This is a genomic window from Chloroflexota bacterium, assembly GCA_020850535.1.
Lineage (GTDB): Bacteria > Chloroflexota > UBA6077 > UBA6077 > JACCZL01 > JADZEM01.
Genome location: JADZEM010000016.1, coordinates 58101 through 73665 on the forward strand (window position 1 = coordinate 58101; position 15565 = coordinate 73665).

Annotated in this window: 12 protein-coding genes; 8 read left to right on the forward strand and 4 right to left on the reverse strand. The window is 69.2% G+C overall.

From position 1 onward, the window contains the following. Positions 1-39: 39 nt before the first annotated feature. From IT306_03050 to IT306_03060, 3 genes are all read left to right on the forward strand, one after another. Positions 40-1605, forward strand: a complete 1566-nt coding sequence (locus IT306_03050) for a hypothetical protein (GenBank protein MCC7367371.1) — start codon at positions 40-42, stop codon at positions 1603-1605. Further along, positions 1605-5009, forward strand: a complete 3405-nt coding sequence (locus IT306_03055) for an error-prone DNA polymerase (GenBank protein MCC7367372.1) — start codon at positions 1605-1607, stop codon at positions 5007-5009. Before IT306_03050 ends, IT306_03055 begins: the two co-directional genes overlap by 1 nt. A gap of 78 nt (positions 5010-5087) precedes the next feature. Beyond that, on the forward strand, positions 5088-5885 hold the full coding sequence (locus tag IT306_03060) for a methyltransferase domain-containing protein (GenBank protein ID MCC7367373.1): 798 nt from the start codon (positions 5088-5090) through the stop codon (positions 5883-5885). 75 nt (positions 5886-5960) lie between these two features. On the opposite strand, the gene IT306_03065 is transcribed toward IT306_03060, so the two are convergent. Continuing rightward, complete coding sequence (locus IT306_03065; GenBank protein ID MCC7367374.1) at positions 5961-6236, reverse strand: hypothetical protein; 276 nt, start codon at positions 6234-6236, stop codon at positions 5961-5963. A gap of 116 nt (positions 6237-6352) precedes the next feature. Then, positions 6353-7603: an HDOD domain-containing protein gene (locus IT306_03070; GenBank protein MCC7367375.1), complete on the reverse strand. Its 1251-nt coding sequence runs from the start codon at positions 7601-7603 to the stop codon at positions 6353-6355. 481 nt (positions 7604-8084) lie between these two features. On the opposite strand from IT306_03070, the gene IT306_03075 reads away from it, so the two are divergent. Further along, positions 8085-9413, forward strand: a complete 1329-nt coding sequence (locus IT306_03075; protein ID MCC7367376.1) for an MFS transporter — start codon at positions 8085-8087, stop codon at positions 9411-9413. Between the two features lie 259 nt (positions 9414-9672). Here IT306_03075 and IT306_03080 read toward each other — a convergent pair whose 3' ends face one another. After that, the gene (locus IT306_03080) at positions 9673-9936 is read right to left on the reverse strand and encodes a hypothetical protein (protein ID MCC7367377.1); all 264 of its coding nucleotides are present in this window, start codon (positions 9934-9936) and stop codon (positions 9673-9675) included. A 279-nt stretch (positions 9937-10215) separates the two neighbouring features. Between IT306_03080 and IT306_03085 the strand changes: the two genes are divergently transcribed. Continuing rightward, positions 10216-10656, forward strand: a complete 441-nt coding sequence (locus tag IT306_03085) for a hypothetical protein (GenBank protein ID MCC7367378.1) — start codon at positions 10216-10218, stop codon at positions 10654-10656. An 80-nt stretch (positions 10657-10736) separates the two neighbouring features. On the opposite strand, the gene IT306_03090 is transcribed toward IT306_03085, so the two are convergent. Continuing rightward, positions 10737-11402, reverse strand: coding sequence for a response regulator transcription factor (locus tag IT306_03090; protein ID MCC7367379.1), 666 nt, complete (start codon positions 11400-11402; stop codon positions 10737-10739). A 309-nt stretch (positions 11403-11711) separates the two neighbouring features. On the opposite strand from IT306_03090, the gene IT306_03095 reads away from it, so the two are divergent. From IT306_03095 to IT306_03105, 3 genes are all read left to right on the forward strand, one after another. Continuing rightward, a complete protein-coding gene (locus IT306_03095) occupies positions 11712-12314 on the forward strand; it encodes a DoxX family protein (GenBank protein MCC7367380.1) in 603 nt (200 codons plus the stop codon). 116 nt (positions 12315-12430) lie between these two features. Further along, positions 12431-13603 (forward strand): universal stress protein, encoded by a 1173-nt coding sequence (locus tag IT306_03100; protein MCC7367381.1) that lies wholly within the window; start codon positions 12431-12433, stop codon positions 13601-13603. 133 nt (positions 13604-13736) lie between these two features. After that, complete coding sequence (locus tag IT306_03105; protein ID MCC7367382.1) at positions 13737-15560, forward strand: HAMP domain-containing protein; 1824 nt, start codon at positions 13737-13739, stop codon at positions 15558-15560. The last annotated feature ends 5 nt before the right edge of the window (positions 15561-15565 follow it).

Sequence of the window (15565 nt, forward strand, 5' to 3'; positions counted from 1 at the left end):
GGGCTGGCGTTGCGCGAGGCGGAGGTGCGGTGGCCGGACGTGTCGTATCGGGCGGATGCGCCGGCGGCGTACGCGCAGGCCATCGAGCCGGTGCTGGCGGTCCTGGCCGCCTTGAGCCCGGTTGTCGAGTGGAGCGCCGATCCGGCGGATGCATCGGCGGCCACGCGCCACGAGCCGTCTGCGCGGTACGCGGTCTTTCTGGATGGGACCGGCCTGGTGGCGCTGTACGGCTCCGAGGCGCGGCTGGCACGGCTGATCGTGCGGGAGCTGTGGGAGCAAGCGGGACATGCGGCGCAGGTGGGGATCGCCGATGGACGGTACGCAGCGTTGCTGGCGGCGCTGTGGGGGGGTGAGGTCGTTCCGCCCGGTGGGGACGCCGCCTTCCTGGCCCCGCTGCCCGTCTCCGTGCTGCCGCTGCCCCGGGAGGCGCGCGAGCGGCTGACGGCGCTCGGGGCGCGGACGCTGGCGGATGTCGGCCGGCTGCCCGGCAACGCGCTGCGCCACCGCTTCGGGCCGGATGGCGTGGTGGCCCGGGCGCTGGCGGCCGGCCACGACGAGGGGCCGCTGCGCCCCCGTCCGATGCCGCTCCAGCTGCACGATGCGCTCGATCTGGAGTGGGTCGAGACGAGTCTGGATCGGCTGCTGTTCCTGCTGAAGCGGCTGGCCGACCGGCTGAGCGTGCGGCTGGCGCAGCATGGGCTGGGTTGTGGCCGGCTGCGAATCGTGTGGCTGCTGGACGCGGCCGGGCTGACGACCGGCGACGACCTGAGCGGGATCGACGGAGACGACGGGGCGGCAGAAGGCGACCACCGACGTGCGGCAGACGCAGACGGCTTGTCCGACGAGGGGACGGTCGTCTCCATCGTGCGGCTGGCCGAGCCAGGGGCCTCTGGCTCGACGCTGCTGGAGCATCTGCGCTGGCATGTGGAGGGGCTGCGACCGGAGCGCTTCCGCGATCCGCACACCGGGCGGCAGCGGGGCGTGCGCGGCCTGCTGGTGGAAGCGGAGGAGCTGGGGCCGTTGGGTGGCCGGCAGCTGGCGCTGCTGCCCGGCGAGGACGGCCGCACGCCTGAGCCAGAGCGGCTGCTCTCGGCTGCGCGGACGCTGGCCCGGCTGCAGACGCGCTGGGGCGAGACGTGTGTGCAGCAGGCCGAGCTGGTGGCGTCGCGGCGGCCAGAGCAGGCGTTCCGCTGGCGCGAGCTGACCTCCACGGCGCTGCTCGCCGCGCCCCCCGCCTCTCCGACACGGCGAGGGGGGCGAAAGCTGGCCGGACGGCAGACGAAGGCCCTCACCCTCCGCCCCAGTCGGGCCACCGGGCCGGGGGGTGAGGTCTGGCTGCTTTCGCTGGCTGCCGTCCCGGAGGAGGTTCAGATTGACCGGGGGGGCCGGCAGCCGAACGGGCGGCGGCGGCCCGGCAGCGTCACCCAGGGGAAGCGGGTGCGGCGCATCGTGCAGGCGGCCGGGCCGTGGCGGCTGGTGGAGCGCTGGGTGGCCGAGCCTGTCGCCCGGGACGCCTACCACGTGGTGCTGGCGGACGGCACAGCCTGCTGGCTGGTGCACGACCGTCTGACCGACCGCTGGCTGCTGCTCGGGACGTTCGACTGATGCCAGACACCGAGTCAGACCGTGGGTCAGACACCAAGTCGGGCGTCGGGGCGCTTGGCTACGCCGAGCTGCACTGCCACAGCAACTTCTCGTTCCTGGACGGCACGTCAGATCCGGAAGCGCTGGTGGAACGGGCCATCGAGCTGGGGCTGTCGGCCATCGCGCTGACGGACAGCCACGGGCTGTATGGCGTGGTGCGGTTCGCGGCGGCCGCGAAGGCGCGAGCGCTGCGCGGCGAGCCGTCCATCCAGGTGATCCTCGGGGCCGAGCTGCTGCTGGAGGGCGACGAGCGCATCGTGTTGCTGGTGCAGAACCTGACGGGCTACCGGAACCTGTGCTGGCTCATCGACCGGGCGCACCGGCAGACGCTGGCTCCGGATGACATCCGTCAGTTGCCGCTCACCCCGTGTGAACCCCTCACCCCCCGGCCGGGGGGTGAGGGGCATCCACACATCCCGCTGCACCTCCTGGCCGACCGTACCGAGGGCCTGATCGCGCTGGTGCGGCCGGCCTCCGCCTTCGAGGACGCGCTGGCCGAGCGGCTGGCCGAGTACCAGCGATACATCCTCGACGAGGATCTGTACGTCGAGATCAACCGCCACCTCGTGCCGGGCGAGGAGCGCCACAACGCCCGGCTGCGGCGGGCGGCCGAGGCGCGCGGCCTCAAGACCGTCGCCGCGAACGCCGTGCACTACGCCACCAGGGACCGCGCCCTGCTGCACGACGTGGTGACGGCGATCCGCCTGCGCGTGCCGCTGGAGCAGGCGGCCCAACCGGCCGGCGCGGAGCCGCCACTGCTCTTCCCCAACGACGAGCGCTGCCTGAAAGGGCCGGACGAGATGGCGCACCTGTTCCGGGGGCACACGGAGGAGTTGACCAGGACCGTCGAGATCGCGCGGCGCTGCGCATTCACCCTGGCCGATCTCCACTACGAGTTCCCGCTGCCGGACAACCTCCCGCCGGGCCGTGACCCGTACGACATCCTGGTAGAAGAAGTCTGGCAGGGCGCGCGCTGCTACTATCCGCGCATCACGCGGGACGTCCATGACCGCATCGTGCAGGAGCTGGAGATCGTCCAGCTCCTGAACTTGCCGGGCTACCTGCTGGTCTTCAAGGACATCGTCGATTTCTGCCGCCGGGAGCGCATCCTCGTCAGCATCCGGGGGTCTGCGCCGGCCTCCGTGCTGCTCTACTGCCTGGGGTTGTGCCCCATCGACCCGCTGGAGCACGGCCTCCTCTTCGAGCGGTTCGCCTCGCCGGAGCGCAAGGAGTATCCCGACATCGACCTGGACATCGCGCATGAGGACCGCGAGCGCGTGATCCAGTACGTCTACGAGACGTATGGCCGCGCCCGCGTCTCGATGGTCTGTGAGGTGAACACCTACCGCGCCAGGAGCGCCATCCGGGATGTCGCGTTCGCGATGGGGCTGCCACAGCACCAGATCGACGTGCTCGCCAAGACCGTCGACCTGTACGACCGCCGATCCCTCGACACGCTGCTGGAGACCGGCGGCAGCGGCCTGCCCGTTGACGGTCGCACGGCGACGCTCCTGATCTCGCTCTGTCAGCAGCTCGTCAACGCGCCGCGCCACCTCTCGATTCATGTCGGCGGCATGGTCATCTCGGCGCGCTCCTTGCACGAGGTGGTGCACAACCAGCCGGCGCGGATGCCGGGCCGCACCATCATCCCCTGGGACAAAGACGACATCGTGCTGCTGGCCGAGCTGTTCGAGGTCCACCTGATCAAGCTCGATCTGCTGGGCCTGGGGATGCTGAAAGTCATCTCGCGGGTCTTCGAGCAACTGGAGGCGCGCGGCGAGGAGCCACTCCGGCTGCACGGCTTCCGCTACGACGAGCGCGTCTACGACAGCATCTGCAAAGGCGACACCATCGGCCTGTTCCAGATCGAGTCGCGCGCGCAGATCAGCTTCCTGCCCAGGCTCGAGCCGCGCACCCTCAGCGACGTGGCGATCAGCGTCGGGGCGATCCGCCCCGGCCCGGGCGCGACGGGCGCCGGCGGCCGGATCGCGCGGCGGCGGCGCGGCCTGGAGCCGATCACCTACCCCCACCCGGAGCTGCAACCTGTGCTGGAGCAGACCTCGGGTGTGCTGCTCTGGCAGGAGCAGGCGATGCAGGTGGCCCAGATCATGGCCGGCTACACCCTGGGCGAGGCCGAGCAGTTCCGCCGCGCCATGACCCACAAGCGCTCCTACGAGGCGATGGAGGCGCTCTGCGAGGATATGGTGCAGCGGATGCTGAAGCTCGGGCGCTCGCAGGCCCTGGCCGAGGAGATCCGCCGGATGGTCATCGGGTTTGCCGGGTACGGCTTCCCGCGCGCCCATGCCTACCCGTTCGCACACCTGGCGCTGGTCTCGGCCACCCTCAAGCTGAACTATCCGGCCGAGTACCTGGGCGCGCTCCTGAACAGCCAGCCGATGGGGTTCTACGCGCCGCACACGCTGATCTGGGACGCCAGCCGGCACGGGGTGCGGGTGCTGCCCGTGGACGTGAACGCGAGCGGGTGGGAGTGTGCGTTGGAAGATGTGCCCCCCACCCCCGATCAGGAACCCCGCACCCCCCGCCCCGCTGCGCGGCGCGAATATCGACTTCGTCGACATCCTCTCCCGCACGCGGGGCGGGGGGTGCGGGGTGAGGTCACCTCGCTTCGGCTCGGCTTCAACATGGTGCGCGGGCTGGGTCCGCACGCCCGTGAGGCGCTGGAACGGGAGCGTGCACGCGGGCCGTACCAGTCCATCGCGGACTTTGTACGGCGGACGGGGCTGGGTCGAGACGCCGTCGAGCGGCTGGCGGAGGTCGGGGCGTTCCTGCGCTTCGACGAGCGGCGAGCAGCGATCTGGCAGGCCGGGGAGCTGGCCGGCCTGAGCAGCCCGCAGCATTTGCCCGGCCTCGCGGATCAACTGGCTGAGCGCGCGGACCTCCCGCCGATGGGCGCCTGGGAGGCCACCCGCGCCGACTATGGCGGCCTGGGCCTCTCGGTGGACCGCCACCTTGTCAGCTTCTACCGGCCGCGTCTGCGCCTGCACAACGTCCGTACGGCCGCCGAGCTGGAGCACCGCCGAGGCGGCCCGGTCAGGATCGGCGGCATCGTGATCTGCCGGCAGCGCCCGGAGACGGCCAACGACTTCATGTTCATGACGCTGGAAGATGAGACCGGGCTGGTCAACGTCATCGTGCAGCCCCAGGTCTACCACGCGCTCACGCGGGCGCTGCGCGGTGAGCCGCTGCTCATCATTGAGGGGATCCTTCAGCGGGAGGGCATCGTCATGGACGTCATTGTGCGGAAGGCGTGGCCGTTCAGCGTCCTTGAGGGTGGCACGGATAGTGACACAGGTGGGCCGGACGGCCGGCCAGCCCCATCTGTCCCCTCCCACGATTTCCGCTGATGTTTCAGCGCCCCGACGATGTTAGGCCAGGGCTCAAGCAGTTCAGACGCTTGAGCCTGAACGCGAGTGGAGGGCGACATGCGAACGGACCGGCAGACTGCAGTCTGGTACGACCGCCTCGCCACACTTCAGGAGGGGTATCAGTATCCGTGGCGCTCAATGCTCCCAGACTGGCACGGGGAGGACGCGTACGTAGAACTGGTGCGGCAGCACGCGCGCCCAGACATGGATGTTCTGGATGCAGCGTGTGGCCACGGCGACATGAGCCTCATCGTTGCATCCCAGGTGCGGTCCGTGCTGGGGTACGATCGCACGGCTGCCTGGATCGAGATTGCGCAGCGTGCCGCTCGTGAGCGTGCCGTCTCCAATGCGACCTTCGTCTGCCACGATTCGTCGGCGGCGGTGAACGGTGGGCGGGTGCGCCTCCCGGCCGCTGACCACGCGTTCGACCTGTTGATCTGTAGCAAGGGGCCGTTCCACTGGATTGAGGATGCCAGGCGTGTTGCAAGGCCTGGGGCAATCCTGCTGATGCTGGTCCCGGATGCGGTTCCGCTGACACGCTGGCACTCACGGCTGCCTGCTGCGTTGCAGTGGGAGGACGCGCTCGATCCGAACTGGGCGCGCCCGGCCATCGAGCAGCGACTTCAGACGGCGCAGCTTGCTCTGGACAGCTGGTGGAGCTTTGACGTACCGGAGGTTCTCCCTGATCCGGAACAGCTGTACATCTGGTTGACCTGGGGTTGCGCCGCCGATGAAGTGCCCTCGCTTGCTGACGTGCACCCTATCCTGGCGCGCATCTTCTCTGAGTACGGCACGCCTGACGGAGTCGAAATTCGCCACCATCGCTATCTCTGGAAAGCAGTCTGCCCCTCGTAGCCACTGACCTGAAGAAGAGGCCCGCTTCCCAGCAAGGGAGCGGGCCCTTTCCGTGAGCCTTGCTCGCTACTCGCCTTACGGCTTGCTGGCCGGAGCGCCAGACGCCGGGTTGGTCACGTTCGGGGCGGACGGTGCGGCCGGCTGCGTCTGCGCTGGCGTGTTGATGTTCACGTCCACGTTGCCGCCCCGGAACAGCGTGCCGACCGGGCCGCTGAACAAGAACCAGAGCACGGCCACCACCACGGCCAGCACGATAAGCACCGTGGCGAAGTTGATGCCGGCCGCGGCTGTTCGGTCGCCCGTGTCCTCGCGGACCGGGGCCGAACCAGGGTTGACGTTGACCTGACTCATGAGTGTGTGCCTCCACAAGATCGATGAGGTCTTGCGGAGAGCGTATGCAGAGGCCATGCCATGCCAGGCGCGGGGACAGGGAGTGTACGCTCGTGGGGGCGGGCCGCCGCGCTCTGTCAGCCTATCGAGTGCGTGCGGTTCCCCCACTCGACGGCGTCGAGGTAGATCTGGGGGACGGCGGACAGCGGCAGCCCCAGCCGCTCGGCGAGCGTCTCGACGGCGCCCCACTCCGCGCGCTCGTAGGCGCGGGCCAGGTTGAGCAGGTCCGCCATCTGCCCTGGCTCTCCGAGGATGCCCGCCGTGACGTCGGCCGGCAGGCAGACGGCTTCGAGGGTCGGGGCCAGCGGCCGGGCAACAATCGCGTCGATCATCGAGAACAGGCCCAGCAGCGAGAGATCGTGATGGCGCGCGCCGAGGCCGGCCGCGGTGCCCGCCAGCTCGCAGAAGCGCCCGCGCGCCACGGACGTGACGATCAGCTCGTTGGGGCGATCCGAGCCGGCGTCCGCGAGGATCGCCACGGTGGCCCAGGTCCGCACGCCAGCCTGCCCGAGCAGGAAGATGGCCTGCCGAATGGTGGTGACGCGCGAGCGCAGCCCGAACGCCGCCGAGTTCAGGTAGCTGATGATCTGGAACGAGAGGGCCGGATCGTGCCGCAGCAACTCCTCGATCGTGTCCAGGTCTGGGTCTCCGCTGTTGAGGACGCCCAGCAGCTGCAGCCGGTGCGGCTTGAAGCCGGAGGACCGCGTCCCGACCCTGATCTCGGGGCGGGCGTAGAAGTACCCCTGGGTGTAGGTGTACCCGAAATCGCGAGCCTGGTCGGCGTCGTCCTGCGTCTCGACCTTCTCGGCCAACAGGGTGATGCCGCGCCGGGAAAGGTCCGCGCCCAACGCCTGCCGCATCTTACGGCCAAACGCCATGAAGTCGATCTTGATGATGTCGGCGAGGTTCAGCAGGGGGCCGGTCGATCCGTGCGGATCCCAGTCGTCCAGCGCGATGAGGTAGCCGTCGTGCTTGAGGCGGAGGCAGGCCTCGCGCACATGGTCATCCACCTCGACGCCTTCGAGCACCTCGACGACGAGCGTCTTGGCCGGGAAGATGCGGGCATAATCCGCAAGCAAGGCCTTGCGGGTGAAGTTGACGAACGCCTTGCCATTGCCGGCCAGCGCATCGACGCCAAAGACGAACGCGCTGTTCGAGAGCACCGAGAGCGAGGCTTCCTCGCCGTCGGCGGAGTGGAAGCGGTTCTCCATGTTCGCGCGGTAGAGGAGCTCGTAGCCGTAGATCTTGGCGTGGATGTCAAAAATCGGCTGCCGCGCAACATAGACATTGCTGACAGGTAATTCGGCCGGCTGGACTGCCGCTGCCATCTTGTTGCGCCTCCACACCGCCACCCCAGGCGTCTAGGTGCATCGCCTCTCCCGTGCCGCGATGCGCTCATCTTGTTCGAGATTGTGCCCATAGAGACTAACGAGAGACGCTACCAGTGGAGGGATGCCCTGGTGTTGTTTCTGTCATGTAGAACGGGCACATTTCCGCGACGACCGACGACCGTCTCGGCCTGGGCAGCCGCGCTCTCGCCGATGCGTGCCGCAGAGCGTGCGCGGCGGCGCACGAAGCTCGTCTGCGCGCCACCTCTCGCGGCGGTCACGGGGGGGTGAACCGGAGGCACGCCCACGCTATAGTGAAACGGTTCAGCGAGCGGCGGCTGGCGGCGCTCGCCGCTGGTAGACGGCTGCTGGCCGGCGGATGCTGCTGGCCGGCCGTGGCGGACAGGGCTGGCGTGGCGCTGGTCGGTGAGGCGTGGCGCTGGTCGGTGGTGGGTGTGAGCTTGACCTGGGAGGCGGCTGCATGGCGAACGAGGTGCGCGTATCCGCGAGCGATGACCTGGCTGTGACCGCCGTTCCCAACGCCCCCTCACGGTCGCCCTTTCGGCTCCCGGACACGTTCGCCTCGCTGCGCCACCGCAACTACCGTCTGCTCTGGAGTGGGACGCTGATCTCCCAGTCGGGTGACTGGATGGATCAGATCGCGCTCAACTGGCTGGTCTACGATCTGACTGGCTCGGCCCTGGCGCTGGCGCTCCTGAACATGTGCCGGCTGGTCCCGATTACCCTCTTCACCCTGATTGGCGGCGTGGCGGCGGACCGCGTCGAGCGCCGGACGCTGCTGTTCATCACCCAATCGGTGGCGATGGTGCTGGCCCTGGCGCTGGCCGTGGTGGTCAGCACGGGTATCGTCCAGTTCTGGATGGTGCTGGTGGTGGCGGTCGGCCGGGGCGTCATGATGTCGTTCAACCAGCCGGCCCGGCAGTCGCTGATCTCCGATCTTGTCCCGCGCGAGCTGCTGACGAACGCCATCGCGCTGAACTCGGCGACGATGAATCTGACGCGCATCATCGGGCCGATGATCGGCGGCATGCTGATCGTGACAGTGGGGGTGGCCGGGGCGTTTTACGTCAATGGCCTGAGCTTTGTGGCCGTGCTGATCGGCCTGATGCAGATGCGGTTCCCGCCCCGTCAGCCGCGCCCCCGGAAGAGCATGACGTCCGATCTGCTGGGCGGGGTGCAGTACCTGCGAGGCAACTCGTCGCTGCGGACGCTGGTGATCCTGGCGCTGGTGCCGATCATGCTCGGCAACCCGTACATGACGATGCTGACGGTCTTCGCGAAGGATATCCTGAACATCGGCGGGCCGGGGCTGGGGCTGCTGACCGCCTGTGCGGCGCTGGGCGCGGTGTGCGGCGCGATCTTCGTGGCGTCTCGCGGGCCGACGCAAGGGCGGCGCCGGCTGATGCTGGTGGGGCTGGTCCTGTTCGGCACGATGATCTCGTCGTTCGCGCTCTCGCCGTGGCTGTGGCTGTCCGCGAGCGCCCTGTTCGGGGTGGGCTTCGGGCAGCAGATGTTCATGGCGCTGAACAACTCGATCATTCAGGAAGAGGTCGATCCGGAGTTCCGTGGGCGGATCGTCAGCACGCTGTTCATGAATCGTGGGCTGATCCCGCTGGGGACGATGATCGCCGGCGTCGGAACAGACTTCGTCGGCGCGCCGATCACGCTCGGGGTGATGGGCGCGCTGCTGGTCGTGATGGCGGTGGCGGCGGCGGCGGCGCAGCCAGACCTCCGCACAGCCATCATCTCGCCGAGTCGGCAGGCGTCACCGCTGAGCAGCCAGTCGTAGCGCGGGGCATACCCACCCGTATCGCGCGGGCGTGTCGCCCGCCAATTCCGCCGATGAACGGGCGGAGGGTACGCTCCCTCGCTGCGGAGGGTACCCTCCCTCGCTACGGGTGCGTGTGCGTCCCGTGCCCGTGAGTACGCCCGTGGCGGTGCCCATGTGGGCGCGCTCCGTGCCTGTGGGCATGCCTGTGCCCGTGCGGGTGGCTGTGGGGTGCGCCTGCCTGTTCGGCTGCCGGCTCGGCATCGTAGCCGTGCGCGTGTCAGTGGCGGCCTGACTCGTCGTCGTGCGGGCTGACGGGCGGGCCGTGATCGTGGCAGGACAGCGCCCCCGGGGGGATCGTCACGCGGCCGGAGGGGGCGGCCGGCTCGCGGTTGTCCATCAGCAGATCGAGCGGCGGGGAGAAGAGGCGGATGGCCGCGTCGCCGTCGTGGGGGCAGACGGCTGGCGCAGACGCTTCGTCAAAGGAACGCGACGACTCAAAGCAAGAACCACAGGTTTGACAGCGAACATCGTACTTTGGCATAGCAGCTCCGTGGCCCGGCGCACACGCTGGACATTCTGACTACAACGGCGACGGGCGGCCTGCGGGGACGGATAGCTGCCGAATCGGGCCGGAATCGGCCGGATTCTGGCCTCGGGGGCCGTTCACCAGAGGCGTAGGCGGCAGAAGTGTCCCGGGCAGATGGGGACATCCGACACGACTCACCAGCCCGGCCGGATACGTAATCTTGAGCATGAAGGTAGGCAGTCGGTCGCTGGTTCCCTATTCCCAGCGTCAGGCTGCGCGGAGGCGAGCGGCGCCATGAGCAGCAGATCTCAGAAAGAGCAGAGCGCGCATTACGCGCTGGGCTGCGCCGTTCAGACACTGGTCGTCAGTCAGCATGATGCCGTGCGGCAACAGCTGGTGATGTACCTGAGCAGGTCGCCTGCGCTCGCGGTGACGGGGTCTGCCTTCAGCCCCCGCGCGATCATCGACGCGCACCCGGATGTGCTGGTGCTGGACCTGAGCCAGCTGGGCCTGGCGGAGCTGCGCGCCGCCATCGAGGCCACCGAGGACGTGGGCGCGCGGCTGATCGCGCTGGCGTCGCTGCGCGATCCGCGAGCTGAGGAGCTGGTGCTCCACGCCGGCGGCCGGTATCAGCTCAAGTCGGCCGGGCCGAACGGGCTTGCCGAGCAGGTCCGCACGGCCATGGTGAACCCGCCGTGTGGCGCGGACATCGCCGGGGCATCCGCCGCGTCATAGGGGCATCCGCCACGTCGTCGTGCCAGTCCGCGGGCTACCTCGTCCGCGGGTTACCTCGTCCGCGCTGCTCGCCCTGCGTGCTACTCGCTCTCCGCGCCCACCCCCGGCAGCCCGTGGCTCACGGCGTACGCTGCCGCCTGGGCGCGGTGTGAGATGTTGAGCTTGCCGAGGATCGAGGAGACGTAGTTGCGGACCGTCTTCTCTGAGAGGTACAGCTCCGACGCGATCTCGCGGTTGGTCCGCCCACGGGCAACGAGCGCCAGGATCTTGACTTCCTGCTCGGTCAGCATCTTGAACGCGTCGCCACGGTCCTTGCGGGCAGCCTCACGGAGCCGTGCGAACGCCTTGTTCATCATGGCTGGGTCGAGCAGGGCCTCCCCCCGCGCGACCGTCTCCAGGGCGCGCACCAGCTCGTCGGAGCCGATCTGCTTGAGCACGTAGCCAATCGCGCCGGCCGCCACGGCGTCCATGAGCAGGTCGTCGTCGGCGTACGAGGTCAGGATGATGACGCGCGTCTCCGGCAGCGCCGCCATGATGTCGCGGGTGGCGTCGATGCCGCTCGCGCCGGACAGGCGGATGTCCATGACGACGACGTCGGGCTTGTGGACTCGTGCCTTGACCAGCGCCTCCTCAGCCGTGCCGGCCTCCCCGACGATCTCGAATCGGGGATGGCGGCTCAGCAGCGCCTTCAGGCCGAGCCGGACGACTTCATGGTCGTCGACCAGCAGGATGCGAAGATCGCGCACGTCTTGCCTCGCAGTGTTGAGAGCTCGTGATGTTCACCATGATACGGCAGGGTGAGCTGTCTGGTGGGAGGATGCCCCGCGCACGCGAACGCTTGTGCCTCACCTGTGAAACGCCGGACGGGACAGACGTCCCGGGACAACTGTCCCATCGGGCCGCCAACCGTCCCCCCCAGGATGGGACATTCGACAGACCTGTTCCAGCGGCCCCCCCACGTATTCTGATGGTAGAGATCGAACCGATGGCGGCCAGGACGACAACCAGGCGGCAGTCCATCGTCGATCTGGCGCAGGAGCGCCCAGGAGGCTGAGATGTTCGCAGTCAAGCATGTCACGGACAGCAAGGGCAATGTCATTATTCAGGATCCGCCTGTTGCACAATTCCTCTTCTCGAACAGCAAGGCGTCGGTGCTCTGGCTGATCGTGCGGCTCTACATTGGCTGGCAGTGGATCGAGGCTGGCTGGCATAAGTTCGAGGATCCTGCGTGGATGCAGACGGGCGATGGCATCCTGGGCTTCTGGAACCGGGCACTCGCGGTCAACAACGGCAAGCCGGTCATCGCGTACGACTGGTACCGCAACTTCATCCAGTTCCTTGTGGACAGCGGCTCGCACCCGTGGTTCGCCAAGCTGATCGTCTTCGGCGAGCTGGCTGTCGGTCTTGGGCTGATCGTTGGTGCACTCGTCGGCGTCGCGGCCTTCTTCGGCGCGCTCATGAACATGAGCTTCCTGATGGCGGGCACGGTCTCGACGAACCCGGTCCTGTTCCTCGCCGGCATCCTCCTGATCCTCGCGTGGAAGAACGCTGGCTACATCGGCATCGACCGCTTCCTCCTTCCGATGCTCGGCACCCCCTGGAAGCAGCGTGAGGCTGAGGTTCCGGCGCAGATCCCTGGCGCGGCCCGCACGGTCTAGCTATCGCAGTCTCCCGCACTCGCCGCTCGCTCTTCAAATCAGTTGAATCGGCCGCACCACTTGCGCCCCCCCGCCGATACGGCGAGGGGGCGTACTGCCGAGAAGGATGTACCACAATGTTGCAGAACATCCTGCTACCGCTCGATGGCTCACCGCTCGCAGAGCTGGCGATCTCGTATGCCACCATCCTTGCCCGCCGGGCCGGAGCAGACATTGTGCTGGTCCAGGCAGTGCAGGCCCACACGCCGCCTGGCGTCGATCAGACGGACGCCGAGCTTGAGGTGATGGGGCGGGCGCAGGCGTACCTCCAGATGGTGACGGCCCGCCTCGAAGCTGAGCACGTCCGCTCCTCTGCCCACGTCTACTACGACGATGCCGCCCACGCCATCCTCGACGCCGCGGAGCGGCAGTCTGCCGACCTGATCGTCATGTCAACCCACGGCCGGACGGGCATCGGGCGGATGCTGTACGGCAGCGTGGCCGACCTGGTCTTGCGTCATGCGACCGTTCCGGTGGTGCTGGTGCCGGCCTCGGCGAAGGGCGGCCTCCAGGTGGGCCAGCAGATCGATACGCTGCTGATTCCGCTGGACGGTTCGGAGCTGGCCGAGGAGGCGCTGGCCTCGGCGGAGAATCTGCCGCTGCACCGCGAGACGCGTATCACGCTCCTGCGCGTCATCGAGCCGCCGGCCTACCCGCTCTACGGCGATGGCTACACCTACATCCCCTACGACGAAGAAACGGAGCTGGCCCAGGCCCGCCAGTACGTCGATCAGCAGGTGAGCAGGCTCCAGGCGGCCGGCCGTCATGCGATGGGCCGGGTGGTCGTCGGGCAGCCGGCGGGGGTCATCACCTCGGCGGCCCGCGAACTGCATCCAGACCTGATCGTCATGGCGACGCACGGCCACGGCGGTCTGAGCCGCCTGATCCTGGGGAGTGTGGCCACCAGCGTGCTGCGCCAGTCGAGCATCCCGCTGCTGCTGACGCGCCCCTCTGCGCTGCACGCCGAAGAGCCCGAGCCGTGCGTTCACCGTGAGGGCGATGCCGAGGCGCAGGACGGCGCGGCGCGGCCCCGGGTGGCGGTCCATTCTGACGAAGAGATCGAGCTGCGGGTCTCCCGCGCCGACCTGTACCTGATCGAGTGCGGGCTGAAGGCGCTGGCCTACGCCCCCGGCTACGACTACGAGCACGTGACGGCGGCGCGGGCGCTGGCGCGGCGGCTGGAGGAGGCGACCCCGTCGATGACGGAGTCCGAGCTGCAGTCACGCGCGGAGCCGATGCCCGTCCCGTAATCCACGACCGGCCTGCAGGACCTGACACCAACAGCGCGGCGGCATCAGAAGCGATGCCGCCGCGCTGCGTTACACTCTCAGCGGTCAGGCGCGCCGCCACGGTCCTTCCGGGCGCGGCGCTGGCAGGGCGAGCGTGAGGCAGATCCTCGGCCGGATGCAGTGGCGAATCGCCATTCCGTACACCCTCCTGCTCGGGGGGTGTCTGCTGGCGCTCAGCGCGTACCTCGGCGCCATCCTCAGCCAGTTCCAGGTGGACGCCCTGCGGACCCGCCTGCTGGCCGAGGCGCGCCTCGTGGGCGAGGGCGTCCTGCCGATCCTCCTCGCATCGAGCGGCCCCGAACTGAGCCCTGAGCGCCGCACCCAGATCCAGAACCAGACCGCCCGCCTCGCGCAGCGGACGGACGCGCGCATCACCATCGTGGATCGGCGCGGCGTGGTGCTGGCAGACTCGGTGGCGGACCCGGCCCAGATGGAGAACCACGCCAACCGGCCGGAGATCGCCGCCGCCCTGGCCGGCTCCCCCAATCCCAGCAGCACCCGCAAGAGCGCCACCCTCGGCGAGAGCGAGCTGTACGTCGCCTCGGCCATCGTGGCGGGCGGCGAGGTCTACGGCGTTGCGCGGCTGGCGGTGCCCCTCACGGCCGTCAACGACGCCATCCGCCAGATCCTGGCGGTGGTGGCCGCCGCCCTCCTCGCCATCACGCTGGTGGCCGTGGGGATGGCCCTGTGGATCGCCGGCCGGGTGACCGGGCCGTTGCGCCACCTGACGAGTGTCGCCGACGAGGTGGCGCGCGGCGGGCCGACGGCCGTCCTGGGCATGCCGGCCGAGGGAGAGATCGGGCGGCTTGCCGAGGCGTTCAACCAGATGGCGGACCAGCTCCAGGCCCAGATGCTGAGCCTCGCGCACGAGCGCGACGTGCTGGCGAGCGTCCTGACGAACCTGGCGGACGGCATCGTGGTGGTCAGCCAGCAGGGCAGCGTGGTGATCGCCAACGAGGCGGCGCGCCGCCTGCTCGACATGGTGGACGTGCCAGACGGGCTCTCGCTGGCGCGGGCCGTGCGCGATCATGAGATCTGCGCGGTCCTGAACGACTCCCTGGCCCAGGGCAGCAGCCGCACCGAGGTCCGCCGGGTCGAGCACTCCGGGCGGCACCTGCGCGTCTCGGCAGCGCCGCTCCGCGAGGGGGGCGGCGGCCTGCTGGTGCTGCGCGACGTGACCGAGGAGCGGCGCGTCGAAAACCTCCGGCGGGACTTTGTCGCAAACGTCTCCCACGAGCTGCGGACGCCGATCGCCGCCCTCAAGGCCCTGGTCGAGACGCTGGAGGACGGCGCGCTGGACGATCCGCCGGCCGCCCGCGATTTTCTGCGGCGCATCCACGTCGAGGTGGATGGGCTGGCCCAGCTCGTGGCCGAGCTGCTGGAGCTGTCCCGCGTCGAGAGCGGGCGCGCCCAGCTCAAGCTCGAAGCCGTCGCCCCGACCGTGCTGGCCGAGTCGGCCGCCGAGCGCTTGCAGCCGCAGGCCGAGCGCGCCGGACTCCGGCTGCGCTGGACCGCCGATGACGACCTGCCCCCGATCCTGGCGGACCGCACCCGGGTCGAGCACGTCCTGCTGGCTCTCGTCCACAACGCCATCAAGTTCACGCCGCCCGGCGGCGAGGTGCGCGTGGGCGTCGAGGCCGATGGCGCGTTCGCGCACTTCACCGTGGCCGACACCGGCTCCGGCATCTCCGCCGAGGATCTGCCGCGCATCTTCGAGCGGTTCTACAAGGTGGACCGCGCGCGGGCGGCCATCGGCACAGGCCTGGGGCTGGCGATCGCCAAGCACGTCGTGCAGGCGTTGGGCGGGCGGATCTGGGCGGAGAGCGTGCTCGACCAGGGCACCACGGTCCATTTCACGCTGCCCACCGCCACCAGCGAAGTCGGCGGGCAGCGCGGGAGCCTGTCGGCGCGCTACTAGCCTGC

Coding starts and splice junctions, on each gene's coding strand:
- IT306_03055 (MCC7367372.1), top strand. CDS start 1,605: ATGCCAGACACCGAGTCAGACCGTGGGTCAGACACCAAGTCGGGCGTC.
- IT306_03060 (MCC7367373.1), top strand. CDS start 5,088: ATGCGAACGGACCGGCAGACTGCAGTCTGGTACGACCGCCTCGCCACA.
- IT306_03065 (MCC7367374.1), bottom strand. CDS start 6,236: ATGAGTCAGGTCAACGTCAACCCTGGTTCGGCCCCGGTCCGCGAGGAC.
- IT306_03070 (MCC7367375.1), bottom strand. CDS start 7,603: ATGGCAGCGGCAGTCCAGCCGGCCGAATTACCTGTCAGCAATGTCTAT.
- IT306_03075 (MCC7367376.1), top strand. CDS start 8,085: ATGGCGAACGAGGTGCGCGTATCCGCGAGCGATGACCTGGCTGTGACC.
- IT306_03080 (MCC7367377.1), bottom strand. CDS start 9,936: ATGCCAAAGTACGATGTTCGCTGTCAAACCTGTGGTTCTTGCTTTGAG.
- IT306_03085 (MCC7367378.1), top strand. CDS start 10,216: ATGAGCAGCAGATCTCAGAAAGAGCAGAGCGCGCATTACGCGCTGGGC.
- IT306_03095 (MCC7367380.1), top strand. CDS start 11,712: ATGTTCGCAGTCAAGCATGTCACGGACAGCAAGGGCAATGTCATTATT.
- IT306_03100 (MCC7367381.1), top strand. CDS start 12,431: ATGTTGCAGAACATCCTGCTACCGCTCGATGGCTCACCGCTCGCAGAG.